This window comes from Comamonas sp. A7-5 (assembly GCF_039581385.1).
Taxonomy (GTDB): domain Bacteria; phylum Pseudomonadota; class Gammaproteobacteria; order Burkholderiales; family Burkholderiaceae_C; genus Comamonas; species Comamonas thiooxydans.
This window is the reverse complement of record NZ_JBCPWO010000006.1, coordinates 261,208-287,370: the sequence shown is the minus strand read 5'-3', so window position 1 is coordinate 287,370 and position 26,163 is coordinate 261,208. Positions and strand designations below refer to the sequence as shown.

25 protein-coding genes are annotated in these 26,163 nt (G+C 61.6%); 16 read left to right on the top strand and 9 right to left on the bottom strand.

The window, feature by feature from the left end; genetic code table 11:
* The first annotated feature begins 120 nt into the window (after window positions 1-120).
* The 15 genes from AAIL67_RS13915 (at window position 121) to purT (ending at window position 15,844) form a co-directional block, all read left to right on the top strand.
* Complete coding sequence (locus AAIL67_RS13915; protein ID WP_034353363.1) at window positions 121-1,620, top strand: DegQ family serine endoprotease; 1,500 nt, start codon at window positions 121-123, stop codon at window positions 1,618-1,620.
* A gap of 429 nt (window positions 1,621-2,049) precedes the next feature.
* A complete protein-coding gene (gene lepA / locus AAIL67_RS13910) occupies window positions 2,050-3,858 on the top strand; it encodes a translation elongation factor 4 (protein ID WP_003064195.1) in 1,809 nt (602 codons plus the stop codon).
* Entirely contained in the window at window positions 3,858-4,835 is a 978-nt protein-coding gene (gene lepB / locus AAIL67_RS13905) for a signal peptidase I (RefSeq protein WP_034389363.1), read from the top strand. The genes lepA and lepB overlap by 1 nt, the downstream gene beginning before the upstream one ends.
* Before the next feature lie 72 nt (window positions 4,836-4,907).
* Window positions 4,908-5,258 (top strand): DUF4845 domain-containing protein, encoded by a 351-nt coding sequence (locus AAIL67_RS13900; RefSeq protein WP_003057968.1) that lies wholly within the window; start codon window positions 4,908-4,910, stop codon window positions 5,256-5,258.
* Between the two features lie 9 nt (window positions 5,259-5,267).
* Window positions 5,268-5,951, top strand: coding sequence for a ribonuclease III (gene rnc / locus AAIL67_RS13895; protein WP_003057967.1), 684 nt, complete (start codon window positions 5,268-5,270; stop codon window positions 5,949-5,951).
* Entirely contained in the window at window positions 5,948-7,051 is a 1,104-nt protein-coding gene (gene era / locus AAIL67_RS13890) for a GTPase Era (RefSeq protein ID WP_122974417.1), read from the top strand. The genes rnc and era overlap by 4 nt, the downstream gene beginning before the upstream one ends.
* 145 nt (window positions 7,052-7,196) lie before the next feature.
* A complete protein-coding gene (gene recO, locus AAIL67_RS13885; protein ID WP_003064206.1) occupies window positions 7,197-7,976 on the top strand; it encodes a DNA repair protein RecO in 780 nt (259 codons plus the stop codon).
* Window positions 7,973-8,746 (top strand): pyridoxine 5'-phosphate synthase, encoded by a 774-nt coding sequence (locus AAIL67_RS13880; RefSeq protein ID WP_063661608.1) that lies wholly within the window; start codon window positions 7,973-7,975, stop codon window positions 8,744-8,746. The genes recO and AAIL67_RS13880 overlap by 4 nt, the downstream gene beginning before the upstream one ends.
* A gap of 64 nt (window positions 8,747-8,810) precedes the next feature.
* A complete protein-coding gene (acpS, locus tag AAIL67_RS13875; protein WP_034378694.1) occupies window positions 8,811-9,206 on the top strand; it encodes a holo-ACP synthase in 396 nt (131 codons plus the stop codon).
* Window positions 9,207-9,262: 56 nt separating this feature from the next.
* Window positions 9,263-10,357: a beta-N-acetylhexosaminidase gene (gene nagZ / locus AAIL67_RS13870; protein ID WP_059439917.1), complete on the top strand. Its 1,095-nt coding sequence runs from the start codon at window positions 9,263-9,265 to the stop codon at window positions 10,355-10,357.
* Between the two features lie 193 nt (window positions 10,358-10,550).
* Entirely contained in the window at window positions 10,551-12,332 is a 1,782-nt protein-coding gene (locus tag AAIL67_RS13865; RefSeq protein WP_343484250.1) for an ABC transporter ATP-binding protein/permease, read from the top strand.
* Between the two features lie 112 nt (window positions 12,333-12,444).
* Window positions 12,445-13,500: an ATP-dependent 6-phosphofructokinase gene (locus AAIL67_RS13860; protein ID WP_059439919.1), complete on the top strand. Its 1,056-nt coding sequence runs from the start codon at window positions 12,445-12,447 to the stop codon at window positions 13,498-13,500.
* Between the two features lie 54 nt (window positions 13,501-13,554).
* Window positions 13,555-14,025: a hypothetical protein gene (locus AAIL67_RS13855; RefSeq protein WP_343484249.1), complete on the top strand. Its 471-nt coding sequence runs from the start codon at window positions 13,555-13,557 to the stop codon at window positions 14,023-14,025.
* A gap of 115 nt (window positions 14,026-14,140) precedes the next feature.
* Window positions 14,141-14,494: a hypothetical protein gene (locus AAIL67_RS13850; protein WP_343484248.1), complete on the top strand. Its 354-nt coding sequence runs from the start codon at window positions 14,141-14,143 to the stop codon at window positions 14,492-14,494.
* 132 nt (window positions 14,495-14,626) lie between these two features.
* A complete protein-coding gene (gene purT, locus AAIL67_RS13845) occupies window positions 14,627-15,844 on the top strand; it encodes a formate-dependent phosphoribosylglycinamide formyltransferase (protein ID WP_343484247.1) in 1,218 nt (405 codons plus the stop codon).
* A gap of 61 nt (window positions 15,845-15,905) precedes the next feature.
* Here the strand turns inward: purT and AAIL67_RS13840 are convergent, their stop codons facing one another.
* The 5 genes from AAIL67_RS13840 to AAIL67_RS13820 form a co-directional block, all read right to left on the bottom strand.
* Window positions 15,906-16,562: a mechanosensitive ion channel family protein gene (locus tag AAIL67_RS13840; RefSeq protein WP_003064226.1), complete on the bottom strand. Its 657-nt coding sequence runs from the start codon at window positions 16,560-16,562 to the stop codon at window positions 15,906-15,908.
* 138 nt (window positions 16,563-16,700) lie between these two features.
* On the bottom strand, window positions 16,701-17,759 hold the full coding sequence (locus AAIL67_RS13835; protein ID WP_012837272.1) for a diguanylate cyclase: 1,059 nt from the start codon (window positions 17,757-17,759) through the stop codon (window positions 16,701-16,703).
* Window positions 17,760-17,872: 113 nt separating this feature from the next.
* Complete coding sequence (locus AAIL67_RS13830; RefSeq protein ID WP_343484246.1) at window positions 17,873-18,901, bottom strand: hypothetical protein; 1,029 nt, start codon at window positions 18,899-18,901, stop codon at window positions 17,873-17,875.
* Window positions 18,902-19,063: 162 nt separating this feature from the next.
* The gene (gene lysS, locus AAIL67_RS13825) at window positions 19,064-20,608 is read right to left on the bottom strand and encodes a lysine--tRNA ligase (RefSeq protein ID WP_059439922.1); all 1,545 of its coding nucleotides are present in this window, start codon (window positions 20,606-20,608) and stop codon (window positions 19,064-19,066) included.
* 242 nt (window positions 20,609-20,850) lie between these two features.
* Complete coding sequence (locus tag AAIL67_RS13820; RefSeq protein ID WP_034353402.1) at window positions 20,851-21,501, bottom strand: LON peptidase substrate-binding domain-containing protein; 651 nt, start codon at window positions 21,499-21,501, stop codon at window positions 20,851-20,853.
* A 60-nt stretch (window positions 21,502-21,561) separates the two neighbouring features.
* Between AAIL67_RS13820 and AAIL67_RS13815 the strand changes: the two genes are divergently transcribed.
* Window positions 21,562-22,128, top strand: a complete 567-nt coding sequence (locus AAIL67_RS13815; RefSeq protein WP_063661599.1) for a YggT family protein — start codon at window positions 21,562-21,564, stop codon at window positions 22,126-22,128.
* Window positions 22,129-22,288: 160 nt separating this feature from the next.
* Here the strand turns inward: AAIL67_RS13815 and accD are convergent, their stop codons facing one another.
* From accD to AAIL67_RS13795, 4 genes are all read right to left on the bottom strand, one after another.
* Window positions 22,289-23,164: an acetyl-CoA carboxylase, carboxyltransferase subunit beta gene (gene accD, locus AAIL67_RS13810; protein ID WP_343484245.1), complete on the bottom strand. Its 876-nt coding sequence runs from the start codon at window positions 23,162-23,164 to the stop codon at window positions 22,289-22,291.
* Window positions 23,165-23,351: 187 nt separating this feature from the next.
* Window positions 23,352-24,161 carry a tryptophan synthase subunit alpha gene (trpA, locus tag AAIL67_RS13805; protein ID WP_003064247.1) on the bottom strand — a complete coding sequence of 270 codons (810 nt, stop codon included), beginning with the start codon at window positions 24,159-24,161 and terminating at the stop codon, window positions 23,352-23,354.
* Window positions 24,158-25,450: a tryptophan synthase subunit beta gene (gene trpB / locus AAIL67_RS13800; protein ID WP_003064250.1), complete on the bottom strand. Its 1,293-nt coding sequence runs from the start codon at window positions 25,448-25,450 to the stop codon at window positions 24,158-24,160. Before trpB ends, trpA begins: the two co-directional genes overlap by 4 nt.
* Complete coding sequence (locus AAIL67_RS13795; RefSeq protein ID WP_343484244.1) at window positions 25,375-26,160, bottom strand: phosphoribosylanthranilate isomerase; 786 nt, start codon at window positions 26,158-26,160, stop codon at window positions 25,375-25,377. The genes trpB and AAIL67_RS13795 overlap by 76 nt, the downstream gene beginning before the upstream one ends.
* Between the last annotated feature and the right edge of the window lie 3 nt (window positions 26,161-26,163).

Genomic DNA, 26,163 nt, shown 5'->3' with positions numbered 1-26,163 from the left:
AGCGCTTTCAGTTGATGGCGGCTTTTGCCAGAATGCGCTTCAATGCTCTCACCTGTTTTCTCTCATGGGTCTGATTTGGCGGCCCGTTCTGTCCGACGACTCGAACAAGGAATAAAAACGATGCGCACACCATCCTGGATGACGCTCAAATCCCGTGTTTCGGCTACAGCCATTGCCAGTTCGATGGCGATCGCGGCCCTGGCTGCAGGAGGCATGCTGCCGGTTACTGCCGCTCATGCCCAAAGTGCTGCAACGGCGCGCGGGCTGCCGGACTTCACGGATCTTGTCGATCAGGTCGGCCCTTCGGTGGTCAACATCCGTACACTGGAGAAGGTCTCCAACAACAGCGCCGAAGCTCTGGGCATGGATGAAGACATGCTGGAGTTCTTCCGCCGCTTCGGCCTTCCCGTGCCCAATGTACCGCGTCAGCGCTCGCCCAAGGGCGGTCAGTCCGAGGAAGAGCAGCCACGTGGTGTGGGATCGGGCTTCATCCTCACGGCTGACGGCTATGTGATGACCAATGCCCATGTGGTCGATGGTGCCGATGAAGTCATTGTCACGTTGACCGACAAGCGCGAGTTCAAGGCAAAAATAGTCGGCGCGGACAAGCGCACCGATGTGGCTGTCGTCAAGATTGATGCCAAAGGGCTCCCCGCAGTCAAGATCGGCGATGTGAGCAAGCTGCGCGTGGGCGAGTGGGTCATGGCGATTGGCTCGCCCTTCGGACTCGAAAATTCGGTGACGGCCGGCATTGTCTCGGCCAAGCAGCGCGATACCGGCGACTATCTGCCCTTCATCCAGACCGATGTGGCCATCAATCCCGGCAACTCGGGCGGCCCGCTGATCAATATGCGCGGCGAGGTGGTGGGGATCAATAGTCAGATCTACTCGCGCTCGGGCGGCTTCATGGGCATCAGCTTTGCAATTCCCGTGGATGAAGCGATCCGTGTCAGCGATCAGCTGCGTGCCACCGGCAAGGTCACGCGCGGCCGTATCGGTGTGCAGATCGGCCCCGTGACCAAGGATGTGGCCGAGTCCATCGGTCTTGGCAAGCCCGAGGGCGCTCTGGTGTCGGCCGTCGAGCCGGACTCGCCTGCCGCAAAGGCCGGCGTGGAGGCGGGCGACGTGATCACCAAGTTCGATGGCAAGGCCATCGAGAAGGTCTCCGATCTGCCGCGTCTCGTGGGCAATACCAAGCCTGGCACCAAGAGCACCATTACCGTGCTGCGCCGCGGCAAGCTCAAGGAACTGAGCATGGTGATTGCCGAAGTACCTTCCGACGAATCTGCCAAGACCAAGGCAGGCAACAGTGGTGCAGGCAAGACTCCATCCGGTACGCTGGAGAACAAGGCTCTGGGCCTGACGCTGAGCGAGCTGACGTCTGCACAGAAGAAGGAGCTGGCCATCAAGGGCGGCGTGCGCGTGTCGGCTGCGGTGGATGCCGCAGCCCGTGCCGGCCTGCGTGAAGGCGATGTGATTCTGCAATTGGCGAATGTGGAAGTCTCCGATCTCAAGAGCTTCGAGGCTGCCTGGGCCAAGGCCGACAAGTCCAAACCCGTCAATGTGCTGGTGCGCCGTGGTGACTGGGCGCAGTATGTGCTGATTCGCCCTGCCAAATAAATGTGGCGAAAAGCCTGCATGGGCTTGTTGCCATTTCGTGATCTGAAATGACAACAAGCCCTCAGCCTGTCAGTGCCCCTATGCCATTGGGTAGAATCCCACGCAAATGCATGGTGGTTGGACGCAAAAAATCACGCTGACAGGCGGTTTTCAAGCGGTGCAAAAGCCTTTGCAATCTCCGGCTGCTGATGGCTAAACGGTGTTTTCTGGTTTGTGGATAATTTGTTGATAAATGAATTCGAAAATCACAAACCGAAACTTGTCAAGCCTTGCTGGGTCTTGGCTTGCGGCCAGTTTTGCCTACAATAAAGTCCCAACTATCGCAGTTGCCAGAGATTGTTGGTTAAGGGCGCGCCGCTTGAGGGACGCGCCCTTTTTTCTTGCTGCTGCAGGCCACTTTTTTCAATTCCAAAGCTGTCTTTCTCGTTGATGAATCACATCCGTAATTTCTCCATCATTGCGCACATTGACCATGGCAAGTCCACTCTGGCGGACCGCCTGATCCAGCGCTGCGGAGGCCTTGCCGACCGCGATATGGAAGCCCAGGTGCTGGACTCGATGGACATCGAGAAAGAGCGCGGCATCACCATCAAGGCCCAGACCGCCGCCCTGCAGTACAAGGCCAAGGATGGCAAGGTCTACAACCTGAACCTGATCGACACCCCCGGCCACGTGGACTTCTCCTACGAAGTCTCGCGCTCGCTGTCGGCCTGCGAAGGCGGTCTGCTGGTGGTCGATGCCTCCCAGGGCGTGGAAGCCCAGACCGTGGCCAACTGCTACACCGCGCTGGACCTGGGCGTGGAGGTATTCGCCGTCCTCAACAAGATGGACCTGCCTCAGGCCGACCCGGAGAACGCCAAGGCCGAGATCGAGGACGTGATCGGTATCGATGCCAGCGATGCCATTCCCTGCTCGGCCAAGACCGGCATGGGCATCGACGAGATCCTGGAAGCCATCGTGGCCAAGGTGCCGGCCCCCAAGGGCAATCCCGATGGCCCGCTGCGTGCCATGATCGTGGACAGCTGGTTCGACCCCTATGTGGGCGTCGTGATGCTGGTGCGCGTGGTCGATGGCGAGCTCAAGAAGAATGAGCGCTTCAAGATGATGGCCAGCGGCGCTGCCTATGAAGCCAACAACATCGGCGTGTTCACCCCGGCCAACCAGCCACGCGACATGCTCAGGGCCGGCGAGGTGGGTTACATCATTGCCGGCATCAAGGAGTTGAAGGCCGCCAAGGTGGGCGACACCATCACGCTGGAAAAAAAGCTGCCCAACAACCTGGGTCCTGCCGAGAAGCCTCTGCCGGGCTTCAAGGAAGTCAAGCCCCAGGTTTTCGCGGGTCTGTACCCCACCGAAGCCTCTGAATACGACCAGTTGCGTGATGCGCTGGAAAAGCTGCAGCTCAACGATGCGGCGCTGCAGTTCGAGCCCGAAGTCTCGCAGGCTCTGGGCTTTGGCTTCCGCTGCGGCTTCCTGGGTCTGCTGCACATGGAAATCGTGCAGGAGCGCCTGGAGCGTGAGTTCGACCAGGACCTGATCACCACGGCACCCAGCGTGGTCTACCAGGTGATCAAGGGCGATGGCGAGCTGATCGACGTGGAAAATCCTTCCAAGATGCCCGACATCGGCCGCATCCAGGAGATCCGCGAGCCCATCGTGACCGTGCACCTCTACATGCCGCAAGACTATGTGGGTCCGGTGATGACGCTGGCCAACCAGAAGCGTGGTGTGCAGATGAATATGCAATACCACGGCCGTCAGGTCATGCTGACCTACGAGATGCCTCTGGGCGAAATCGTGCTGGACTTCTTCGACAAGCTCAAGAGCGTCTCGCGCGGCTACGCCTCCATGGACTATGAGTTCAAGGAATATCGCGCATCCGACGTGGTGAAGGTCGACATTCTGCTCAACGGCGAGAAGGTCGATGCGCTGTCCATCATCGTGCACCGTTCGCAGTCCGTTTACCGCGGCCGTGCCGTGGTGGCCAAGATGCGCGAGATCATCAGCCGCCAGATGTTCGATGTGGCCATTCAGGCAGCGATCGGCGCCAACATCATTGCGCGCGAGACCGTCAAGGCCATGCGCAAGAACGTGCTGGCCAAGTGCTATGGCGGCGACATCACGCGTAAGCGCAAGCTGCTCGAAAAGCAGAAGGCCGGCAAGAAGCGTATGAAGCAGATCGGTTCGGTGGAAGTGCCGCAGGAAGCCTTCCTGGCCATTCTGCAAGTGGAGGATTGATGCAAGTCATGCAGTGGATCACGGCCGCCATCCTGGCGGCCTTTGTAGGCTATATCGCGGCCTGGTACACCGGCTCCATCGAAGGCAACTTCGCACTGCTGCTGTTTCTGGCAACCGTGGTGACCGGGGTGTACTGGCTGGCCGAGCGCTTTTACTTCTGGCCTCGACGCCGCGCGGCTGCGGCTGCGCTGGAACAGGCAGCGGTCGAGCGCCGCGCCGAGCTGGACCGCATGGGCATTGCCAAGACCGACATCGAAGTCTCCGAAGACGCCAAAGGTCGCATTCTCATGCAACCCTGGTGGCTGGATTGGACCGCCGGTCTGTTCCCGGTGATCGCCATCGTCTTCGTGCTGCGCTCCTTTCTGTTCGAACCGTTCAAGATTCCCTCGGGCTCCATGATTCCGACGCTGATGGTGGGCGACCTGATCCTGGTCAACAAGTTCACCTACGGCATCCGCCTGCCCGTGATCAACAAGAAGATCACCGAAGGCAACAAGCCCCAGCGCGGCGATGTGATGGTGTTCCGCTACCCCCCCCAGCCCACGCTGGACTACATCAAGCGTGTGGTGGGCGTGCCCGGCGATGAGGTGGCCTATATCAACAAGCGCCTGAGCATCAACGGCAAGGAGCTGCCCACCCGCGAGCTGCCGGACTTTCTGGACCGTGACGTGATGCGTTACTTCAAGCAGTTCGAGGAAACTCTGGGCGAGCAGCCGCACCGCTCCATCGTCAACAACGATGTGCCGGCCTTCATCCAGGGGGCAAGCAATTTCGACTTCAAGGAAAACTGCCGCTACAGCGTGGAAGGCGTGACCTGCAAGGTGCCCGAGGGCCATTACTTCATGATGGGCGACAACCGCGACAACTCGCTGGATTCACGCTACTGGGGTTTTGTGCCCGACCAGAACATCGTGGGCAAGGCCTTTTTTGTCTGGATGAACTTTGGTGACCTGAGCCGTATCGGCCGTTTCCACTGAGCACCGGCAATCGTTTCGTCATTTTTCTGGGATACACGGGCAGGAACATGCCCGGCTTGAGAGGGGAAAAGCATGAAAAATCTGGCATTGCGCTCCAGGCAGCGTGGTCTGTCCTTCATCGGTCTGGTGTTTCTCGTGGCCATCATCGTGGCGGTTGCCGCAATTGGCGCACAATCGGTGCCCGTCTTCCTGGAGTACCAGGCCATCACCAAGGCGGCCAACAAGGCCGCCGCTGAAGGCAGTACCGTTGCCGAAGTCAAGGCCAGCTTCGATCGTTCGGCCTCCATTGACGACTTCAAGTCCATCTCCGGCAACGATCTGAACGTGACCAAGGTCAACGACAAGATCGTCGTGGGCTTCGAGTATTCCCGTGAGATTCATCTGGCAGGCCCTGCCTACCTTGTTTACCGTTTCAAGAAATAGACCTTTCAGGTGGAACCTGCTCTAGTCGCTCTGCAGCAAAGGCTGCAACATCAATTTGCCAACCCGGCACTGCTGCAGCGTGCCATCACGCACCGCAGCTTTTCGGCCGACAACAACGAGCGACTGGAGTTTCTGGGCGACTCGGTGCTGAGTCTGGCCATCTCCAGCTTGCTCTATGCCAAGCTGGCCTCCATGCCCGAAGGCGATCTCTCGCGCGTTCGGGCCAATCTCGTCAAGGAAGGCACGCTGCACAAGATTGCGCTGAAGTTGCAGCTGCCTGATCTGCTGCGTCTGGGCGAAGGTGAGGCCAAGTCCGGTGGCAAGCAGCGTCCCTCCATCCTGGCCGATGCCGTGGAAGCGCTGATCGGTGCCGTCTACCTCGATGCCGGCTTTGCCGCAGGCGAGAAAGTCGTCCACCACCTCTTCGAGGGCGTGGACATCAACCCCCATATGCGTGCGGCGGACAAAGACCCCAAGACCGCACTGCAGGAATTGCTACAGGGCAAGCGCATGAAGCTGCCGCAATACCATGTGGTGGAAATCAGTGGCGCGGCGCACAAGCAGACCTTCAAGGTCGAGTGCACGATTGCCGAATGGAATATCAGCGCCCAGGGCTCGGGAGCATCCCGTCGCATGGGCGAGCAGGCAGCCGCCGCTGCCTTGCTGGAAAAAGTGAAAGCCAAAAATCCATGACCGATGCTGCTAAGAAAAAGATAGCGGGCACCGCAGGTGCAGAAAAAGCCAAGGGCCCAAAAGGTCCCAAGTCTGTTACTACCGATATCAGCGACCCGAGCCTGGACTACATCAGCGCCATGCTGGCCGCTGCCAAGCCCGGTAGCACGCCGACTGCCATCCGCGACCAGGAAGAGGAGGCTCCGGCCCGCGTCTACGCGCCCGAAGAGCAGCGCTGCGGCCTGATCGCCATCGTCGGCAAGCCCAATGTGGGCAAGTCCACGCTGATGAACGCGCTGGTGGGCCAGAAGATCTCCATTACTTCGCGCAAGGCCCAGACCACGCGCCACCGGATTACCGGCATCCGCACCAAGGACGAGACCCAGTTCGTCTTTGTCGATACCCCCGGCTTCCAGACCAAGCATTCCACTGCCCTGAACAAGTCGCTCAACAAGACCGTGATGGGCGCCATCGGCGATGTGGACCTGATCCTGTTCGTGGTGGAGGCGGGCAGCTTCACGCTGGCCGATGCCAAGGTGCTGAGCCTGTTCAAGCCCGGCATTCCCACGCTCTTGATCGCCAACAAGCTCGACACCGTGGGTCGCCGCGCCGAGATCGCGCCCTGGCTGCGCGACATGCAGGAGCGCCATCCTTTTGCCGAGTTCGTACCCATGTCGGCCAAGAACAAAAAGGATATCGAGCGCATGTATGGCATTTGCGCCAAATACCTGCCGCAGCAGCCCTGGTTCTACGGCGAGGACGAACTGACCGACCGCAGCGAGAAATTCCTGGCTTCCGAGACTCTGCGCGAGAAGCTGTTCCGCTTCACGGGCGACGAGCTGCCCTATACCTCGACAGTTGTCATCGACAAGTTCGAGGAAGAGCCCAGCCCCAAGTTCGGTCGCTTCATGCGCATTGCAGCCACCATCGTGGTCGAGCGCGACGGTCACAAGGCCATGGTGATCGGTCAGGGCGGTGAGCGCCTCAAGCGCATCTCCACCGAAACCCGTCAGGAGCTCGAAAAGCTGCTCAATGCCAAGGTGTTCCTCGAAGTCTGGGTCAAGGTCAAGTCCGGCTGGGCCGACGATGAGGCCCGGGTCAAATCCTTCGGCTACGAGTAAAACTTTTTGACCCCCACGCTCGTTCACTGCGTGTGCCCGCTGCCCCCCGAGGGGGCCCTGACCCGGCTTAGGCCGGGTTTTGCCTTGGGGCGGCCCGGCGGCAAAACCGCCCCATTCACATTTTTGTTGTGGTACGGAGCAAGTCATGGCTAGCGCCAAACGCGTCGGCGACGAACCCGCATACATCCTGCACCAGTACGACTGGAGCGAATCCAGCCTGATTCTGGAGGTGTTTACACGCCATCGCGGGCGCGTGGCGCTTGCGGCCAAGGGTGTCAAGCGCCATACCTCCAACTTTCGCCCCGTGCTGCTGCCGCTGCAGCCGCTCAAGCTCAGCTACACGCTGGGAGCAGAGGGCAATGCCGAGATTCATAGCCTGAAGGGGGCGGAATGGGTGGGCGGCCATGTCATGCCCCAGGGCGATGCGCTGTGGTCGGGCATGTATCTGAACGAGCTGCTGCTGCGCCTGCTGGCGCGCGATGACCCTTATACGGCGCTGTTCGATATCTATGCCGGTGTGGTGCGTGTGCTGGCTGGCCAGCATGGCGGCACGACCGAGGCCATCGAGCCCGTGCTGCGCGCCTTCGAGCTGGTGCTGCTGCGCGAACTCGGTCATCTGCCCGATCTGAGGCAGGAAAGCGCAACGCTCAGCCAGCTCAACAGTGTTTTGCGTTACACCCTGGTGGCCGACGGCGGCCTGCGCCAGGCCGCCGGCTACGAGCGCGCGGCGTTGAGCGGCCAGCAGTGGCAGGCCATAGAGCTGGCGCTGCAGGCCGAGCAGCCATTTCCGAGAACCCTGAACGCGCTGGCCGAGCCGGAGGTGGCCCAGGCCCTGAAGCCGCAATTGCGCCATCTTCTGCAATACCATTGCGGCTCAACCATGCTGCGCACCCGCCAGCTGATGATGGATCTGCAATCGCTATGAATACCCCTGCCTCCCCTCGCACCGCGCTTTCGGTCAATGTCAACAAGGTGGCGCTGCTGCGCAATACCCGCCATCTGGGCATTCCCTCGGTGACGCGTGCGGCGCAGATCTGCCTGGAGGCCGGAGCGCAGGGCATCACCATCCACCCGCGTCCCGACGAGCGTCATATCCGCGCTCAGGATGTCTTCGAGCTGCACGAGCTGCTCAAGAGCTGGCCTGGCGCCGAGTTCAATATCGAGGGCAATCCCACGCAGAACCTGATGGACTTCATCCGCCAGACGCGCCCGCATCAGGCCACGTTCGTACCCGACAGCGAAGACCAGTTCACCAGTGACCATGGCTGGAGCTTTCCCCTGGATGCCGAACGCCTTCAGCCGTTGATTGCCGAGTGCAAGGCCCTGGGCGTGCGCGTGAGCCTGTTCATGGACCCCATCCCCGAGCAGATGGCGGCGGCCAAGGCCGTAGGTGCCGACCGCGTGGAGCTCTACACCGAGCCTTTTGCTGCCAACTGGGGCAAGTCCGAGCAGGAGCAGCAGCTGCAAACCTATGCCAGGGCCGCGCAGGCCGCGCTGGATGCGGGCCTGGGCATCAATGCCGGCCATGACCTCAATCGCGACAATCTGGCCGCCTTTGTGGCCCGGGTGCCCGGTCTGGCCGAAGTCTCCATCGGCCATGCGCTGATTGCCGATGCGCTGGAGCTGGGCTATGCCGAGACCGTCAAGGCCTATCAGGCCTGTATCGACGCCGGCATGGCAGGTAAAAATTCCTGAAAGATAGCTGCTAGCGCTTTGTAGGTAAGCGTTTAAGGTCTTTTTCTCTCTAAAGGAACCATGGATGATTTACGGCATCGGCACCGATATCTGCGATGTGCGCCGCATACGCGCCAGCCTGGAAAAGCATGGCGAGCGCTTTGCCCGCAAGATTCTGGCCGATGGCGAGCTGGCGACCTGGAAGGCACGCAGCGAGCGCTGGCCCGAACGCGGCATCCGCTATATGGCCACGCGCTTCTCGGCCAAGGAGGCGTTCAGCAAGGCCGTGGGAATGGGCATGGTCATGCCCATGACCTGGCGTCATTGCGAAGTCATCAAACTGCCCAGCGGCCAGCCTGCGATTCGTCTGCATGGCGAACTCAAGGAATGGTTCGAGAAAAACAATCTGACGGCGCACCTGTCCGTCACCGACGAGTCCGACTACGCGGCCAGCTTTTGTGTCGTCGAAAGAAAAGAGTGAAATTAGCCTCTGGTGCTTGATATATAAGCGCTGGAAGCTATAGAAATATATAAATCATGAGCATGCATGCACCTCTGATCATTGATATTGCCGGCACATCGCTGACTGATGTGGACCGCGCGCGCCTGGCCCATCCGCTGGTGGGCGGCATCATTCTCTTCAAGCGCAACTGGCAGGACCGTAGCGCATTGGTTCAGCTGTGTGCCGATATCAAGGCCGTCAAGCCCGATCTGCTGATCAGCGTGGACCACGAGGGCGGTCGCGTGCAGCGCTTTCGCACCGATGGCTTCACGCATCTGCCGCCCATGCGCGCCTTTGGCGAGATGTGGATGGATGACGGTGGCAAGGGCCGGAAATACCGCGAAGGCAGCGGTGCCATGCGGGCCATGAACGCCGCCACGGCCGCCGGCTATGTGCTGGGCACGGAGCTGCGCGCCTGCGGCGTGGACTTCAGCTTCACGCCCGTGCTGGACCTGGACTATGGCGAATCCTCGGTCATCGGCGATCGCAGCTTTCACCGCGACCCGCGCGTGGTGGCCACACTGGCCAGGAGCCTGATGCAGGGTCTGCTGCAGGCCGGCATGGGCAATTGCGGCAAGCATTTTCCCGGCCATGGCTTTGTGAAGGCCGACTCGCACGTGGATATTCCCGTCGACAAGCGCAGCCTGACGGCCATCCTCGACGAAGACGCTGCCCCCTATCCCTGGCTGTCCAGCGTGCTCACGGCCGTCATGCCGGCCCATGTGATCTATCCCAAGGTGGACAAGCGCCCGGCAGGCTTCAGCGAGAAATGGCTCAAGGACATCCTGCGCGCCCGTCTGCGCTATGACGGAGCCATCTTCAGCGACGACCTCAGCATGGAGGGCGCGCGCCGCATCGACGGCGCACTCATCAGCTACACCGATGCCGCGTTGACGGCCCTGAATGCGGGCTGCGACATGGTGCTGCTGTGCAACCAGAGCCTGGGTCTGGGCGAGCATGTGGACGAGTTGCTGGACGGCATGGATGCCGCGCTGCGCGACGGCCGCTGGGTGCCTGATATCGACTCCGAATCGCGCCGTGTCTCGCTGCTGCCCGATACCGAACCCCAGACCTGGGACGATCTGATGCGCCAGCCAGCCTATCTGCAGGCGCTGGATCTGTTGCCCTAGGCGGCACTGGGCCGACCCCGTCATCCGCTGCCTTTGACGCAAGGGCAGCGGATTTTTTTATGCCTTTCGAAGGCCGGGCAGGGCGGCTACCGGCATTTAAGTCTGGCCTCAGTTAACCGGCTTAGCGTGAGCTCAGGAGCCTGGCAGCGGCATCGCCGCGGCGCCAGCGGTTCATGAATCACCGAAAGCCTGCATGAATTCCAAGAGCCTGGGACCTGAGTCCCGCAAACACCAGCCGGGCGTGCTGCGCCAGGCCTTTACCCTGACCCGGCCCTATTTCCAGTCCAAGGAGAAATGGCGGGCCTGGGGGCTGCTGGCCGCCATCGTGGGCCTCAATCTCGCCGCGGTGTTCATGCTGGTGCAGATCAATGAATGGAACCGGGTGTTCTATGACGCATTGCAGAACAAGCAGGCCGAGGTGTTCTGGCAGCAGCTATGGCGCTTTCTCTGGCTGGCCCTGGTGTATATCGTCATCGCGGTCTACAAGTTCTATCTGACGCAGTTGCTGCAGCTCAACTGGCGGCGCTGGCTGACCGAGCACATGTTGCAGCGCTGGCTGTCGGCCAAGGCGTTCTACCGGCTGGAGCTGGGGCGCTATGGCGTGGACGGCAATGCCAAGGCCCCCGACAACCCCGATCAGCGAATTCAGGAGGACCTGAATCTGTTCACCACCTATACCGTGTCGCTGTCCATGGGGCTGCTGAATGCGGCCGTCACCTTTGTGAGCTTCGTCGGCATTCTGTGGAGCCTGAGTTCCGTCGTCGATATCGGTCTGCCGGCACTGCTCGGTGGCGGGCAGCTGCAGGTTTCCGGTTTCATGGTCTGGATGGCCGTGCTGTACTGTCTGGTCGGCAGTGCGATCACCTTCTGGATCGGCAAACCCCAGGTCCGACTCAACAACCGCCAGCAGCAACTGGAGGCCAACTTCCGCCATCACCTGATCCGCGTGCGCGAGCATGCCGAGGCGATCGCCCTGGACGGTGGCGAGCGCGTGGAGGGTGCCCAGATCGGCCTGCGTTTCGGCGACGCCCTGGGCAACTATCTGAATCTGATCAAGAAGCAGAAGAGTCTGGGCTGGTTTACCAATTTCTTCGGCCAGGCGGCCGTGGTCTTTCCCTTCATCATTGCGGCACCGCGTTTTTTCAGCGGCGCCATCCAGCTGGGTCAGCTGATGCAGATAGGCTCGGCCTTCAATCAGGTGCAGGACTCGCTGAGCTGGATCGTCAACAACTACTCCGATATCGCTGCCTGGCGGGCCACGACTGCGCGCCTGGCCGGTTTCGACGAGAGCCTGCGCGAGCAGGAGGAGCATCCGGTCGGCGTGCAGCTTGAAGCTTCGAACCAGTTGCAGACCCGGAATCTCGATGTATCCCTGCCCGCAGGAAGCCCCATCGTGGCGGACGCCGGGCTGCAGATACGCCCTGGCCAGAGGTTGCTGATCAGCGGGCCTTCGGGCAGCGGCAAGTCCACCTTGCTGCGAGCGTTTGCTGGTATCTGGCCCTATGCGCGAGGTCGGGTGGAGCGGCCTATGGACGCCATGTTCATTCCTCAGCGCCCTTATTTTCCCGACGGCAGCCTGCGCGATGCCCTGGCCTATCCGGAGTCGGCGGCAAGCTACAGCGACGCTGAGCTCAAACAGGTCTTGCGCGAAGCGCAATTGCCGCAGCTGCAGGAGCGGCTGGACAGCCAGGCGGCCTGGAACAGCAGCCTGTCGGGAGGCGAGCAGCAGCGGCTGTCCGTGGCGCGGGTCCTGCTCAAGCGTCCGGCCTGGGTGTTTGCGGACGAGGCCACGAGCGCGCTGGACAATGCCGCCGAAGCGCAGATCTACAGCCGGCTGGTGCAACTGGTGCAGGGCAGAGGCGGGGCACTGGTTTCGGTGGCCCACCGCGACAGCGTGACGGAGTTCCACACGGCCCGCTGGCTGCTGCAGCCGCAGCAAGGGATCCGGGAGGCCGACTTGCCCGGGAGCCGCTGAGGCAGGCAGGTTCGGGGACAAGCAGTCTCAACCGCAGTGCAGGCCAGGGAAGCTTTGGCAGCGACTTTCTCGTGGGATGATGTGCATTCGAGAATCTTTGGAGAGCGAGCCCATGCGCGTTGGTGTGCTGACCGGTGGCGGCGATTGCCCCGGCCTCAATGCGGTGATCCGTGCGGTCACCAAGTCCCTGATCAACCATGGCCAGTGCGAGGTACTGGGCATTGCCGACGGCTTTGAAGGGCTGATGGATGCCAGTCCGCGCGTCAGAGCGCTGAGCTGGGACGAGGTCAGCGGCATTCTGCATATCGGCGGCACGATCCTGGGCACCAGCAACAGCGCCAATCCATTGCGCGATGCGGCCACGCTGGCCCAGGTGGGGCGGAATGTCCAGGCGCTGGCACTGGATGTGGTGGTTGCCATCGGCGGCGACGGCACCATGAGCCTGGCCCATGGCCTGGCGCAGGTGGGACTGCAATGCGTGGGCGTGCCCAAGACCATCGATAACGACATTGCCAACTGCGAGCGCAGCTTCGGCTTCGATACGGCCGTGGCCACGGTGACCGAAAGCCTGCGCCGCATCGAGAGCACGGCCATGAGCCACCACCGGGTGATGATCGTGGAGACGATGGGGCGCCACGCAGGCTGGCTGGCGCTGGAGTCCGGCATCGCCGGTGCTGCCGACATCATTTTGCTGCCCGAGATAGATTACGACCTGCAGTCCATCATCAAGGTCTGTCAGGAGCGCGAGCGGCGTCAGCGCTACACCATCATCTGCATCGGCGAGGGGGCCAAGGAAAGCGGCCAGAGCCTGACGGTGCGCGAGCGGATTGCGCACAGTCCCGACCCCGTGCGTCTGGGCGGCGTCGGCCATGTGCTGCGCGAGCGCCTGCAACCCCATCTCCAGAGCGAGGTGCGCACCACGGTGCTGGGGCATGTGCAGCGCGGCGGCGATCCGACGCCGTTTGACCGGGTGCTGGCCACGCAGTTCGGCCACCATGCGGCGCAACTGGTGCTGGGCGGCCAGCTGGGCCATATGGTCACGCTGCAGAACGGCCGCATCGGCAGTGTGGCGATTGCCGATGTGGCCAACACCCAGCGCACCGTGCCGCTGGACAGCCCGCTGCTGACCATGGCGCGTGATATCGGTATTTGCTTCGGCGAGGCCTGAGCTGCGCTAAGGTGTGAGCCTGCGCGCACTTTCGGCGCGCCGGAGAAATTCAGCATGGACCGACATGAAGAAGCCGTGATGCAGCTGCTCACGGCCAACGGTGAGACTTTTGTGGCCCCCAAGTACGAGGTGGCCGATGGCTGGCAATGCCCGGCTTTCGTGGCATTGCGCCCGGCGCGTCGCCAGGTCTATGTGGTCGAGGTATCGGCTTCCGGCTATCCGCTGGCGCTGGTCCACCGTCTCAACGAGCGGGTCGAGAAATGGTATGCCCCGCTGCTGTCGCAGCTGCACGGCCTGGGCATCACGCAGCCCGACTGGGAGATTGCCTGCCTGGTGTTTGTGCGCAGCGATCAGATCGACTGGCTCAAGGAACGCGTCAAGGACCTGAGCGGCGTGCATGTGCTGGGTCTGGAGCAGGCCAGCAGCCCCTGGGTCTGGGACGATGCGGTCTGGACTTCCGAGATGCGATTCGACGCGGGAAGCATTCCGCAGCGTGGCGGCAAGGCTGTCGGTCTGACGCACTGATACCCACCGAAAAAATCCATGATATTGGCCTCACTCCCTTTGTCTTGGAGCGATTGAAGCTATCTATTTGGTAGAGATGCTGGGCCATGAACATCACTCACTCGCAGGTAGGCAGATGACTCTTTTCCGAATTCTGATCGCGGCGGCTTTGACCGCCTGCGCCGCTGCCGCCCAGGCTGCAGACTGGCAGATCTGCGATCTCAAGGTGCAGGTGCGAGAAAAGCAAAGCGGTGGCCGCGCGCTGCAGACCCGCGTGCTCGAAGCCAAAGCCAGCGGCGATGCCGAATGTCCGCAGCCGGGCACGGCGCTGAGCTTTAGGCCTGAAACGGCGGACTATCAAAGCGAGCTGCCGCGCAGGCAGTGGCCCAGTCCCGGTGCTGCCGTGACGGTACGCTTTCGCTATCTGGACGGGCAATGCAAGAATCGCGGCGCCTGCCGCATCGAGCATTACTCGCCGATGCCGCACTGAATCTTCAATCAGCCGTGCCATGCGCTTCATAGCTCGGCGCTGAAAGCGGCCGAATTGCCAGGCTGCAGTCACGAGAGGCTTGCCTGCTCGCCTATGATCGGGGGCTCGGCCCCATATATGCAGGATGCAACCATGACCACCCTAGGAACCCCTCTCTCCCCCAATGCCACCAAAGTCATGCTGCTGGGCAGCGGCGAGCTGGGCAAGGAAGTGCTGATTGCCCTGCAGCGCCTGGGCGTGGAAACCATTGCCGTGGACCGCTATGAAAACGCGCCTGGCCAGCAGGTGGCCCATCATGCGCGCACCATCACCATGAGCGATCCGGCCCAGCTCAAGGCACTGATCGAAGAAGTCAAGCCCGATCTGGTCGTGCCCGAGATAGAAGCCATTGCCACGCCCATGCTGGAAGAGCTGGAGGCCGCAGGCATCATCACCTGCATTCCCACGGCCCGAGCCGCGCGTCTGACCATGGACCGTGAAGGTATTCGCCGTCTGGCCGCTGAAACCCTGGGCCTGCCCACCAGCCCTTATCGTTTCTGCGACTCCTTGGTCGAGTTGCAAGCCGCGATCGACGGCAGCGACGGCCAGCCCGCCATCGGCTACCCCTGTGTGGTCAAGCCCGTGATGAGCAGCTCGGGCAAGGGCCAGAGCAAGATCGACGGCCCTGCCGATGTGGCCAAGGCCTGGGATTACGCCATGGCCGGCGGCCGTGTGGCCAAGGGCCGCGTGATCGTCGAAGGCTTTATCGACTTCGATTACGAAATCACCCAGCTGACCGTGCGCGCCAAGGGTGCGGATGGTCAGATCGAAACCCATTTCTGCGGTCCCGTGGGCCATATCCAGCAGGCCGGCGACTATGTGGAGAGCTGGCAGCCTCATCCCATGCACCCAGCTGCACTCGAGAAATCGCGCCAGATTGCCAAGGCCGTTACCGATGACCTCGGCGGCCTGGGCCTGTTTGGCGTGGAACTGTTTGTGAAGGGCGAGCAGGTCTGGTTCAGCGAAGTCTCGCCGCGTCCCCATGACACAGGTCTGGTGACGCTGTGCACGCAGTGGCAAAGCGAGTTCGAACTACATGCCCGCGCGATTCTGGGTCTGCCCGTGGATGCCAGCCTGCGCAACCCTGGTGCCAGTGCCGTGATTTACGGTGGTCAGGATGCAGAAGGCCTGGTGTTTGATGGAGTGGACCAGGCCCTGGCAGTGCACGGCACCGATTTGCGCCTTTTTGGCAAGCCCGAGAGCTTTGTCAAGCGTCGCATGGGCGTGGCCCTGGCGCGCGCCAGCGATGTGGAGCAAGCCCGCATGAATGCCAAGCTGGCTGCCAGCAAGGTCAGGCCGCGTCTGCCTTGATGGAATCAAAAAAGGGCTTCTCAGGAAGCCCTTTTGAATGAAGACCGGGTATCGGTCGGTCTCAGCCCGAGGCAGCGGCGCTGCCGCCAGGAGTCGTGATGGCCACCGCGCAGGCTTCCTCCTGGCTGGTGGCCGGCGTGTTCTCCGTCACCACCGGCATGCCACCTTTCCAGCGGCGAATGACGCGCTGGAAGATCAGTGAGTTGGGAATCTGCAGCAGATTGGGCATGCCTGCCGGTGCGCTGTCATCCTGCAAGGTGATGTAGAGCATATTGAGGTCGATCACGCGGCCCTTGGCTCCAGGCTTCTCGGCAGTGTCGAGCACCTCGATATAGTCGCCCAGACGGAAGGGGCCGACGGTGACGATCAGCAGCGCGCAAAACAGATTGGAGAGCACGCTCCAGGCTGCGAAGAAGGCAACGGCACCCACGGTGGCAAAGCCGGTGAAAGCCGTCCAGAGCACGGTAGCCGACATGCCCAGGCGCTCCAGAATCGCCAGTATGGCGGCGGCGATGATGATCCAGCGAAACACGCCGCGCAGCGGCATGAGCAGCTCATGAGGCAGGTCATAGGCCTTGCCTGCACGCGAGATGATGCGTTTGATGAGCCAGTTGATCAGCCAGGCCACCAGGATGATGAGAAAGATCTGAACCCCGGGAATCAGGATTTCAAGCCAGTCCTGCATCCAATCGGGCAGGTGCATTTGAAGACGACGCATAACCAGTCACTCGAGAAAAACGGCAGAGGTCAGCCCCGAAGGGCTGACAGGACAATGCGCCAATCCTAGCGTCTCTTGAGAGCGGAGCTGATAAGTGTCGATTGGGCAGGCAGTGCCGCAACGCTGCTTGGCGGACTGCTAGATCTGTCTCTGCTCTATGGTGTCCATCTGCATCTCGAAGCTGAAGAAGCGGTTGCGCCCTTGAGACTTGGCGGCATACAGGGCTTCGTCGGCTCGCATCAGCATGGATTCGGCGCTGGTGTGCTCGTCGGGAATGCAGGTGGTAATCCCGCCGGAGAGGGTCAGCGGAATATCCTCGGCGGCTCCTGGCGGGCGAATCTTGAGGAACTTGAGCATTTGGCCGAGAGCACGTGCGAACGTCATCGAACCGGAGCGCGGGGTATTGGGCAGGATCATGGCAAACTCTTCACCGCCATAACGTGCGGCGATGTCGCGTGGGCGCACGCAGACTTCGCGCAGCAGACGCCCGACCTGCTTGAGGCATTCGTCACCCTGGACATGGCCGTAGGTATCGTTGAAGTGCTTGAAGTGATCGAGGTCGCAAAGCATCAGCGTCAGCGGCCTGCTCTCGCGCCTTGCCGCAGCAATTTCGGCATGCAGCATGCGATCGAGGCCTCGACGATTGACCAGACCCGTGAGCGCATCGAGCTCCACCATTTCGTTGAGCTTTTGATTCGCCAGATGCAGCTCTGCAGAGACCGTGACCAGGCGACGGCGCATGTCCAGCAGGCGGCGCATGGCGCGCAGCTTGGCGACCAGCACAATGGGTTTGACGGGTTTGACCAGGTAATCGTCGCCGCCCGCCTCAATACCGCGCCAGACGTCCAGATCGTTGTCCAGGCCGGAGAGAAAGATGATGGGTGTCCACTCGCCGGGCTCGGCCTCGCGCAGCTGACGCGCGACCCAATAGCCGTCTTCGCCGGGAAGGCGGATGTCCAGCAGCACCAGATCGGGTCTTTCGCTGCGAAACAGTGCCAGCGCGGTGCGGCCGTTTTCGGCTTCCAGCACCTGTGTCACACCGGCCTGGCGAAGTTCCGTCACCAGAGCAGCTCGCATGACTGCTTGATCCTCGACGACCAGTACGGAGAACGGCGTCGCAGAATCGGGTGACGAGAACCGTGCCCCGCTGGATTCGATGGCAGACAAAGCTGATGCAGAAGATGGCAGAGCTGTCATGAGAGGAAGGTCAGGGTCAGACTCATCGGTAGTTCAGGCATGGTCTGGGAAATATATTGTTACTTTATACGCCGGTTTTAAGCAACAGGCTTTGTGAATGGTCACGGACATGCTCAGGCCAATGCCAGAGAGGAGTGCGCTTTGCTGCGTTCATCGTGCCAGATGACGAAAGTCTGTGCCGCTGAACACAGCGTCGTCGTGCCCAGTTGAGCGATAAAGCGGCAGGCCGCGAACTGCGTCGATCTTGTTTCATAAACCGACACCCACTGCTGGCGTGCAGTCTGAGAGGCGGCAGGCAGGGGCCAGCGCCTTTCCTGGCTCGACAGACCGTTCAGCCCCATGCGCCATGGTTTGCCGCTGACTCGGGCGCGAAAGCACTGCTGCTGGTTACACAGCATGGCGTAGAGCGGGTCAACCTCCAGTTGCTGGAACAGCCCCTGGACCTCGGGCGAGGAGGGGGCGAGTGCGGTGTGGGTGACAATGACGCGCAGTCCTTTGGGCGTTTCGTAGACGCGCAAGCCCCAGTCCGGGTGCCTGGCTGAGAACGCCCGAACTTTTGCCAGTGCAATATCCACAGGCGGTGGCAGGTGGGCATTGTTGCGCTGCGTCTGGCGGGCATGCAGCCATTGCTTCAGGCCTGACCAGAAGACCAGGCCGATGCTGGCCACCAGCAGCATCAGCATCGCCGCACCGAGACTCCAGGTCAGCGGGGTCAGCCACAGCCAGGGCAGGGCCAGAGCCAGCAGCAGCGACGAAATGACTGGGAAGCGGGCAGGCTTTTTCTGATGTGGAAAGTCGATATCGGCAATGGCCACGTTCTCTGTATTCAGGCAGTGTGCGCCATAGCTATTGCGCGTCATGACGGCTTCATCACGCCGCTCCAGCACCTCTTCGCGAATGGGTGTGCCGCCGTCCAGCCCGTATTCGGTGCGCCATTCCATGCGCTCGAAGTCTTCGGGCAGGTTGCGCTTGGCTGCGGCAGCGAGAGCTGCCTCCAGTGCCTGCTGTGCTCTTTGCTGAGCATGAGCCTGGGCATCTGACTCGCTGTTGTCGGACCAGCCCCAGCGTTGAACGGTGACGCCATGGCGTACGCCGGTCTGATGACGTAGTCTTGCCTGAGCCCAGTATTGGGGAATCTGCATGTCAAGCAGTATAGCCAGCCAGTATTGCGACAGCCTATTTTGAATAGTGGCCGGTGCGCAATCTGGCTGTGCCGGTGGCTATTGGTGTCTCAGTCACGGATCGTCAGAGGCCCGTCAGGCCATGTTGTTCCGCAACGCCCGAGCCGGGCGCACAGCCGCTTCTCAGACCTCGCGGCGCAATGCCGGGAACAGAATCACGTCACGGATGCTGGCGCTGTCGGTCAGCAGCATCATGAAGCGGTCAATACCGATGCCGCAGCCGCCGGTGGGGGGCATGCCGTATTCCAGGGCGCGCACAAAGTCGTGGTCGAAGTACATGGCTTCGTCGTCGCCTCCGTCCTTGGCTTCCACCTGGGCATTGAAGCGGGCAGCCTGGTCTTCGGCGTCATTGAGCTCGGAGAAGCCGTTGCCGAATTCGCGGCCCGTGATGTAGAGCTCGAAGCGCTCGGTCACTTCGGGGCGCTCGTCGTTGGCGCGCGCCAGCGGCGAGATCTCGGTGGGGTGTTCCATGATGAAGGTGGGGTTCCACAGCTTCTCTTCCACCACCTCTTCGAAGTACAGCACCTGCAGGCTGGCCAGGGTGCGGGTGGACAGCTTGTCCTTGTCTTCCTTCATGCCCAGCTTCTTCAGGGCATTGGTCAGCCATTCGCGGTTGCCCACGTTGTCGCCGGCTTCGGTGTATTTGACGATGGCTTCGGGGATGGTCAGGCGTTCAAAGGGCTTGGCCAGGTCCACGGGCTTGCCGCCATAGCTCAGCTCCAGCGTGCCAACGGCCTTCATGGCCGCGTCGCGGATCAGCTTTTCGGTGTAGTCCATCAGATCCTGGTAGTTCCAGTAGGCCGCGTAGAACTCCATCATGGTGAACTCGGGGTTGTGGCGCACCGAGATACCTTCGTTACGGAAGTTGCGGTTGATCTCGAACACGCGCTCGAAGCCACCGACAATCAGGCGCTTGAGGTAGAGCTCGGGCGCGATGCGCAGGTACATCTCCTGGTCCAGCGCATTGTGGTGGGTGATGAAGGGCTTGGCATTGGCACCGCCGGGGATGGGGTGCAGCATGGGTGTCTCGACTTCCAGGAAGCCGTGTTCGACCATGAAGTCGCGGATGCCGGCCACAGCCTTGCTGCGGGCCACGAAGCGCTTGCGGGCTTCTTCGTCGGTCATCAGGTCCACATAGCGTTGGCGCACCTTCTGCTCCAGGTCGGCCATGCCGTGGAACTTGTCGGGCATGGGGCGCAGGCTCTTGGTGAGCAGGCGGATCTTCGTGGCCTTGATCGACAGCTCGCCGGTCTTGGTCTTCATCAGCTGACCTTCGACGGAGATGATGTCGCCCAGATCCCATTTCTTGAAGTCGGCGTAGACCTCTTCACCCACGGCATCGCGGGTGACATAGGCCTGGATACGACCCGTGGCGTCCTGCACGGTGGCAAAGCTGGCCTTGCCCATCACACGCTTGAGCATCATGCGACCAGCCACGCTGACGGCGACGGCTGCAGCGTCCAGGGCTTCGGCATCCTTGTCGCTGTGCTCGGCGATCAGGGCTGCGGCGCGGTGCTCGGGCTTGAAGTCGTTGGGAAAGGCAACGCCGCCATTGGCCCTGGAAGACTCGCGCAGGGCTTTGAGTTTTTCGCGGCGCTCGGCGATGAGTTTGTTTTCGTCCTGAGGGGCGGTGTTTTCTGCCGCAGAAGAGATGTTTTGTTCAGTCATGAAAAGAGAGCGCCAGCGACAAGCGCCGGTTGGAGGCCAGGAATGGGGGCGCGGCAAGGATAGCCGCTGCCCGAAACCGGTGATTTTAAGTTTTTTGCCGAGTCAGCGGTAAGCGACCGGGCAAAGCGCTCGCAGGAACTGCGGAATGTCGCCTCCATGGCCCAGACTGCAGCCGAGAAAGCCAGCTGAATGCTGTCGAAAAAGTAGTGTTTTTACACCGCCGTTAAAGGGAGGTGCCAAATTCAGGCTTCCTCCTGCGGGCCTGATCCGGTAATGCCGCTTTGCTCCAGCACATCGGCAATCAGCTCCAGTCGCAGCAGCGGGGCATCCAGTGTCATGAGCTGCTGCTTGACCCGCACCGGCAGGGGCAGCATCTCGGCCCAGCGATTGGCAACCCAGGCGCAGTCGTGCATCTGCGTAGGGGTGGGCAGTTGCGCGTGGTCGGGGTCGTGGCTGTGCAGGTTCAGCAAGGCCTGAGCCAGTGCATGGGAGGTGCTGATCAAATGCTTGGGGACAGTGACCTTGGGGTCGTCGGGCAGCATGGCGACATCGGCTACCCACAGGCCATGCGGCAGTTGCCAGCAGCGCTGGATGTGAAAGCGCTGGACGCCCTTGCATTGCAGGTGCAGCAGCCCGGGCTGGGGAGAGTCGAGCCGGGCGATATGGGCCAGCACGCCCTCCGAGTGCAGGCGCTCGGTCTGGGCGCCGGCCTTGCGCACCTCCTGTCCCGACTGCAGCGCAACCACGCCGAAAGGGGCGTCGGCATGCTGGCATTTGCGGATCATGTCCAGATAACGCACCTCGAAGACCTGCAGGCTCAGCAGGCCTTCAGGAAACAGCACCGTGTTCAGCGGGAACAGGGGCAGGGAATGCAGACTTTGTGTATCAGTCATGGTGCCCGGCTATCATCCCACGAATGGGTGAGTTGCTCACTGTTTTCTGAATTGGGTCACATGCTGTTTGAAATCGTTTTGTTTCTGCTGGATGTCGTCGTCGGGTTGATCAGCGGGGCTTGCCTGCTGCGCATGTACATGCAGGTGCAGCGTGTGCCGTTCGGCAATCCCGTGGGACAACTGGTCTTTGCGCTGAGCGACTGGATTGTCATGCCGTTGCGCAAAGTCGTTCCCGCCAAGGGCCGCTGGGACAAATCCAGTCTTATTGCTGCCTTGCTGCTGCAACTGGTGCAGGTGCTGCTGATCTGGCTGCTGCTGGGTGCCAAGGGCTCGGTTCTGGCGCTGCCATGGCTGGCGCTGTGCGGGCTGATCAAGGTCATTCTGTCCGGCATGATGGGCATCTTGCTGATCTACGCCATCCTGTCCTGGGTGCAGCCCTATTCGCCCATCTACGGCGTGCTGCAGCGTCTGGCCGATCCGCTGGTGGCACCTATCCGCAAGGTGGTGCCCCTGATAGGCAATGTGGACTTTTCGGCGCTGATTGCCCTGATTGGCCTGCAAGTGCTGCTGATGGTGCTCAACTATGTGCAGGCTGGCGGCCTATCCATGATTGCCGGGGTGCGCTAGGGGGGCTGCCCGGGCCGGGAAAGCCGTATTGCCCGGAGCCTCGTCAATTCCAAAGCCTGCTGTGTGGTGTGTTTTGGATGTTCCGAGGTGCTAAAACTGACAAAAAAGGCTGACGCAGATGAATGCTGCGTCAGCCTTTTTGCTTTTGGTCGGCCGGTGCTTATTCCACGGCGTCCGCAGGCAGGCGTTGCAGCATGGCCAGAGAGCTGGAGACGCGATCACGCAGCTCGCGGCGGTCGACGATCATGTCCACGGCGCCCTTTTCCTGCAGGAACTCGGCGCGCTGGAAGCCCTCAGGAAGCTTCACACGCACGGTGGTTTCGATCACGCGGGGGCCGGCAAAGCCGATCAGGGCCTTGGGCTCGGCGATCACGATATCGCCCACGAAGGCGAAGCCGGCGGACACACCGCCCATGGTCGGGTCGGTCAGCACGGAGATATAGGGCAGACCCTTCTTGGCCAGACGTGTCAGCGCAGCATTGGTCTTGGCCATTTGCATCAGCGACAGCAGACCTTCCTGCATGCGGGCACCACCGGTGGCGGTGAAGCAGATGAAAGGCACTTTCTGCTCGATGGCGGTTTCCACGCCGCGCACAAAGCGTTCACCGACCACGGAACCCATGGAGCCGCCCATGAAGTCGAACTCGAAGCAGGCCACGACCACATTGATGCTCTTGACGGAGCCGCCCATGACGATCAGTGCATCGGTCTCGCCGGTGTTCTCCAGCGCTTCCTTCAGACGCTCGGGGTACTTGCGGCTGTCCTTGAATTTCAGCGGGTCGACAGGAATGACTTCCTGAGCGATTTCATAGCGGCCTTCGGCGTCGAGGAAATGATTCAGACGCGCGCGCGCACCGATGCGGTGGTGGTGGCCGCAGGTCGGGCAGACGTTCTGGTTCTTTTCCAGATCGGTCTTGTACAGAACGGTTTCGCAGCAGGGGCACTTGATCCACAGACCTTCGGGAATCTGCTGGTGGCGTTCCGTCGGATTGGTCTGCTGGATTTTTGCAGGCAGAAGTTTTTCAAGCCAGGACATGGTTATTTCCTTTTCAGTTTCCACTGCACTGCGCGCCACCCGCAACCCATGAGGGCGGCGCGGCGCAGGCACTGGCGCAATCCCGGTCAGGGACAGCGAGCAAGGGCCGCCCCGCTGCGAGGCTGTCGTCCCCCTTCAAGGGGGAAGCAGCGAAGCCGCTCAGGGGGTGGCTGATTTCAGGGCTGCATTATGCGTCGAGAGCCTTTCGCACACCACGCAGAAAGTCTATTGCCAGAGGCACGATCTTCTCGTGGGGCTGGTTGTCGAGCAGGTCAATGATGCGGCTGCCGATGATGACGGCGTCGGCCACCTGGCCCACGGTCTGTGCGGTCTGGGCATCGCGAATGCCGAAACCCACGCCCACGGGCACGCTGACATGCTGGCGAATGCGCGGCAGCATGGCCTCCACGGCCGAAGTGTCCAGAGCGCCCGAACCGGTCACGCCCTTGAGCGAGACATAGTAGACATAGCCGCTGGCCACGCGCGCCACCTGCTGCATGCGCTCCTCGGTGCTGGTGGGAGCCAGCAGGAAGATCAGATCCATGTCGCGGGCCTTGAGCTTGGCTGCAAACTCTTCGCATTCCTCGGGTGGATAGTCCACGATCAGCACGCCGTCGACGCCGGCAGCGGCCGCATGGTTGACGAAGGCATCCTCGCCATGGATCTGGTCGTAGCGTTCCACGGGGTTGGCATAGCCCATCAGCACCACGGGCGTGGTCTGGTCCTTTTTGCGGAACTCGGCCACATAGGCCAGTACCTGGCTCAGGCCCACGCCGTTGGCGATGGCCTTGTCGCCCGCGCGCTGGATGGTGGGGCCGTCGGCCATGGGGTCCGAGAAGGGCACGCCCAGCTCGATCACGTCGGCACCGGCTTCCACCATGCCGTGCATGAGGGAGGGGGTGATGGCGGCAAATGGAAAGCCTGCAGTCACATAGGGAATCAGGGCCTTGCGGCCTTCTTCCTTGAGCTTGCTGAAAGTGGCGGTAATTCGGCTCATAACTTGTTGCCCCCTGCAGCAGCCTTGGCTGCATCATGTCCGGGAGCGCCCTTGACGGTGAGACCGCGCATGGAGGGACGGTCGAAATATTCGGCACCCGAGAGGTCGGCCACGGTGCCGATGTCCTTGTCGCCACGGCCCGATAGGCTGACGAGAATCGACTGGTCGGCGCGCATGGTCTTGGCCAGCTTCATGGCATAGGCTACGGCGTGGCTGGACTCGAGAGCCGGGATGATGCCTTCGGCGCGGCACAGATAGTGGAAGGCGTCCAGCGCCTCCTGATCGGTGATGCCCACATACTGGGCACGGCCGATTTCCTGCAGCCATGCATGTTCAGGGCCCACACCGGGGTAATCCAGGCCGGCGCTCACCGAGTGGGTCTCGGTGATCTGGCCGTTTTCGTCCTGCAGGATGAAGGTGCGGTTGCCGTGCAGCACGCCCGAGCTGCCTTTTTGCAGCGAGGCTGAGTGCTTGCCGGACTCCAGGCCTTCGCCCGCCGCTTCCACGCCGAATAGCTGGGTGTTCTCGTAGGGGATATAGGGGTAGAAGATGCCCATGGCATTGCTGCCGCCGCCCACGCAGGCGACTACCGCGTCGGGCTGCTTGTCGGCGCCCAGGAACTCGGGCATCTGCGTCAGGCACTCGTCGCCGATGACTTTCTGGAAATCGCGCACCATCATGGGATAGGGATGGGGGCCGGCCACGGTGCCGATGATGTAGAAGGTGTTGTCCACATTGGCCACCCAGTCGCGCATGGCTTCGTTGAGCGCATCCTTGAGCGTTCTGGAGCCCGATTCCACGGGCACCACGGTGGCGCCCAGCAGCTTCATGCGGTAGACATTGGGGCTTTGACGCTTCACGTCCTCGGCGCCCATGTAGACGATGCATTCGAGGCCGTAACGAGCGCAGATGGTGGCCGTGGCCACGCCGTGCTGGCCGGCACCTGTCTCGGCAATGATGCGCGGCTTGCCCATGCGCTTGGCGAGCATGGCCTGGCCGATCACATTGTTAATCTTGTGTGCGCCCGTGTGGTTGAGGTCCTCGCGCTTCAGATAGATCTGCGCGCCGCCCATTTCACGGCTCATGCGCGAGGCGTGATAGACGGGCGAGGGACGGCCTACATAGTGTGCCAGCTCGGACTGGAATTCGGCGATGAATTCGGGGTCGTTCTGATACTTTGCGTAGGCCTCACGCAGCTCGGTGAGCGCGTGGGTCAGGGTTTCGCTGGCGAAGCTGCCGCCGTAGCGGCCGAAATGGCCGTGGACGTCGGGATACTGGTATTCAAACATGTGTCAGTCTGCAAAATTTGGGCATCAGCTGCGCGTACGGCAGCAATGAAGCGATGAATCTTGTGGGCATCCTTGATGCCTTTGAGGGGCTTGCCGTCGGGGCCTTCGGCCTCGACTCCAGAGCTCACATCAACGGCCAGAGACAACCCGCGAGGGCGCACTTGCAAGATGCCATCGGTCACGTTTGCAGGCGTGAGTCCACCAGACAAAACGAGGTGAGAGTCGACGCTTGTTGGCAGAAGTGACCAATTGAATGCCTTGCCGCCGCCACCATAACCATCGACATGGGCGTCGAGCAGGATGGCTTGGGCCTTTGAATAACGTTGGGCATATTCTACGAGGTCAAATCGCGCCGCATCGTCTCCAAGGGGTATGCGCGCGGCGCGCAACCAGGGCTGCACGCCACGGGTGGCGGCCTCGCAATCCGCAGCCGATTCATCACCATGAAATTGCACGCAGGCGTTGGGTATTAGGTTGCAAGCAGCTATCACATTGGTAGCTGTTTCATTCACAAAGAGCAAAACAGGTGTGACAAAGGGCGGCAGTCGCCGGGCCAGCTCGGCCGCGCGTTGCAGCGTCACGGCGCGCGGGCTTGGCGCATAGAGCACAAAGCCGACGGCATCGGCACCGGCGGCCACTGCAGCGTCGACATCCTGCTCGCGGGTCAGGCCGCAGATCTTGATGCGGGTGCGGGGGGCAATGGAAGACATGGC

Bases quoted from the DNA above. Each gene is read 5' to 3' on its own strand.
- AAIL67_RS13880 (WP_063661608.1), top strand. From the start codon at position 7,973: ATGAATACCCCTGCCTCCCCTCGCACCGCGCTTTCGGTCAATGTCAAC.
- purT (WP_343484247.1), top strand. From the start codon at position 14,627: ATGACCACCCTAGGAACCCCTCTCTCCCCCAATGCCACCAAAGTCATG.
- AAIL67_RS13795 (WP_343484244.1), bottom strand. From the start codon at position 26,160: ATGTCTTCCATTGCCCCCCGCACCCGCATCAAGATCTGCGGCCTGACC.
- AAIL67_RS13915 (WP_034353363.1), top strand. From the start codon at position 121: ATGCGCACACCATCCTGGATGACGCTCAAATCCCGTGTTTCGGCTACA.
- AAIL67_RS13840 (WP_003064226.1), bottom strand. From the start codon at position 16,562: ATGCGTCGTCTTCAAATGCACCTGCCCGATTGGATGCAGGACTGGCTT.
- AAIL67_RS13815 (WP_063661599.1), top strand. From the start codon at position 21,562: ATGCTGTTTGAAATCGTTTTGTTTCTGCTGGATGTCGTCGTCGGGTTG.
- nagZ (WP_059439917.1), top strand. From the start codon at position 9,263: ATGAGCATGCATGCACCTCTGATCATTGATATTGCCGGCACATCGCTG.
- AAIL67_RS13900 (WP_003057968.1), top strand. From the start codon at position 4,908: ATGAAAAATCTGGCATTGCGCTCCAGGCAGCGTGGTCTGTCCTTCATC.
- AAIL67_RS13830 (WP_343484246.1), bottom strand. From the start codon at position 18,901: ATGCAGATTCCCCAATACTGGGCTCAGGCAAGACTACGTCATCAGACC.
- acpS (WP_034378694.1), top strand. From the start codon at position 8,811: ATGATTTACGGCATCGGCACCGATATCTGCGATGTGCGCCGCATACGC.
- accD (WP_343484245.1), bottom strand. From the start codon at position 23,164: ATGTCCTGGCTTGAAAAACTTCTGCCTGCAAAAATCCAGCAGACCAAT.
- trpA (WP_003064247.1), bottom strand. From the start codon at position 24,161: ATGAGCCGAATTACCGCCACTTTCAGCAAGCTCAAGGAAGAAGGCCGC.
- AAIL67_RS13855 (WP_343484249.1), top strand. From the start codon at position 13,555: ATGGACCGACATGAAGAAGCCGTGATGCAGCTGCTCACGGCCAACGGT.
- AAIL67_RS13860 (WP_059439919.1), top strand. From the start codon at position 12,445: ATGCGCGTTGGTGTGCTGACCGGTGGCGGCGATTGCCCCGGCCTCAAT.
- recO (WP_003064206.1), top strand. From the start codon at position 7,197: ATGGCTAGCGCCAAACGCGTCGGCGACGAACCCGCATACATCCTGCAC.
- lepB (WP_034389363.1), top strand. From the start codon at position 3,858: ATGCAAGTCATGCAGTGGATCACGGCCGCCATCCTGGCGGCCTTTGTA.
- AAIL67_RS13820 (WP_034353402.1), bottom strand. From the start codon at position 21,501: ATGACTGATACACAAAGTCTGCATTCCCTGCCCCTGTTCCCGCTGAAC.
- AAIL67_RS13865 (WP_343484250.1), top strand. From the start codon at position 10,551: ATGAATTCCAAGAGCCTGGGACCTGAGTCCCGCAAACACCAGCCGGGC.
- lepA (WP_003064195.1), top strand. From the start codon at position 2,050: ATGAATCACATCCGTAATTTCTCCATCATTGCGCACATTGACCATGGC.
- lysS (WP_059439922.1), bottom strand. From the start codon at position 20,608: ATGACTGAACAAAACATCTCTTCTGCGGCAGAAAACACCGCCCCTCAG.
- AAIL67_RS13850 (WP_343484248.1), top strand. From the start codon at position 14,141: ATGACTCTTTTCCGAATTCTGATCGCGGCGGCTTTGACCGCCTGCGCC.
- AAIL67_RS13835 (WP_012837272.1), bottom strand. From the start codon at position 17,759: ATGACAGCTCTGCCATCTTCTGCATCAGCTTTGTCTGCCATCGAATCC.
- trpB (WP_003064250.1), bottom strand. From the start codon at position 25,450: ATGTTTGAATACCAGTATCCCGACGTCCACGGCCATTTCGGCCGCTAC.
- era (WP_122974417.1), top strand. From the start codon at position 5,948: ATGACCGATGCTGCTAAGAAAAAGATAGCGGGCACCGCAGGTGCAGAA.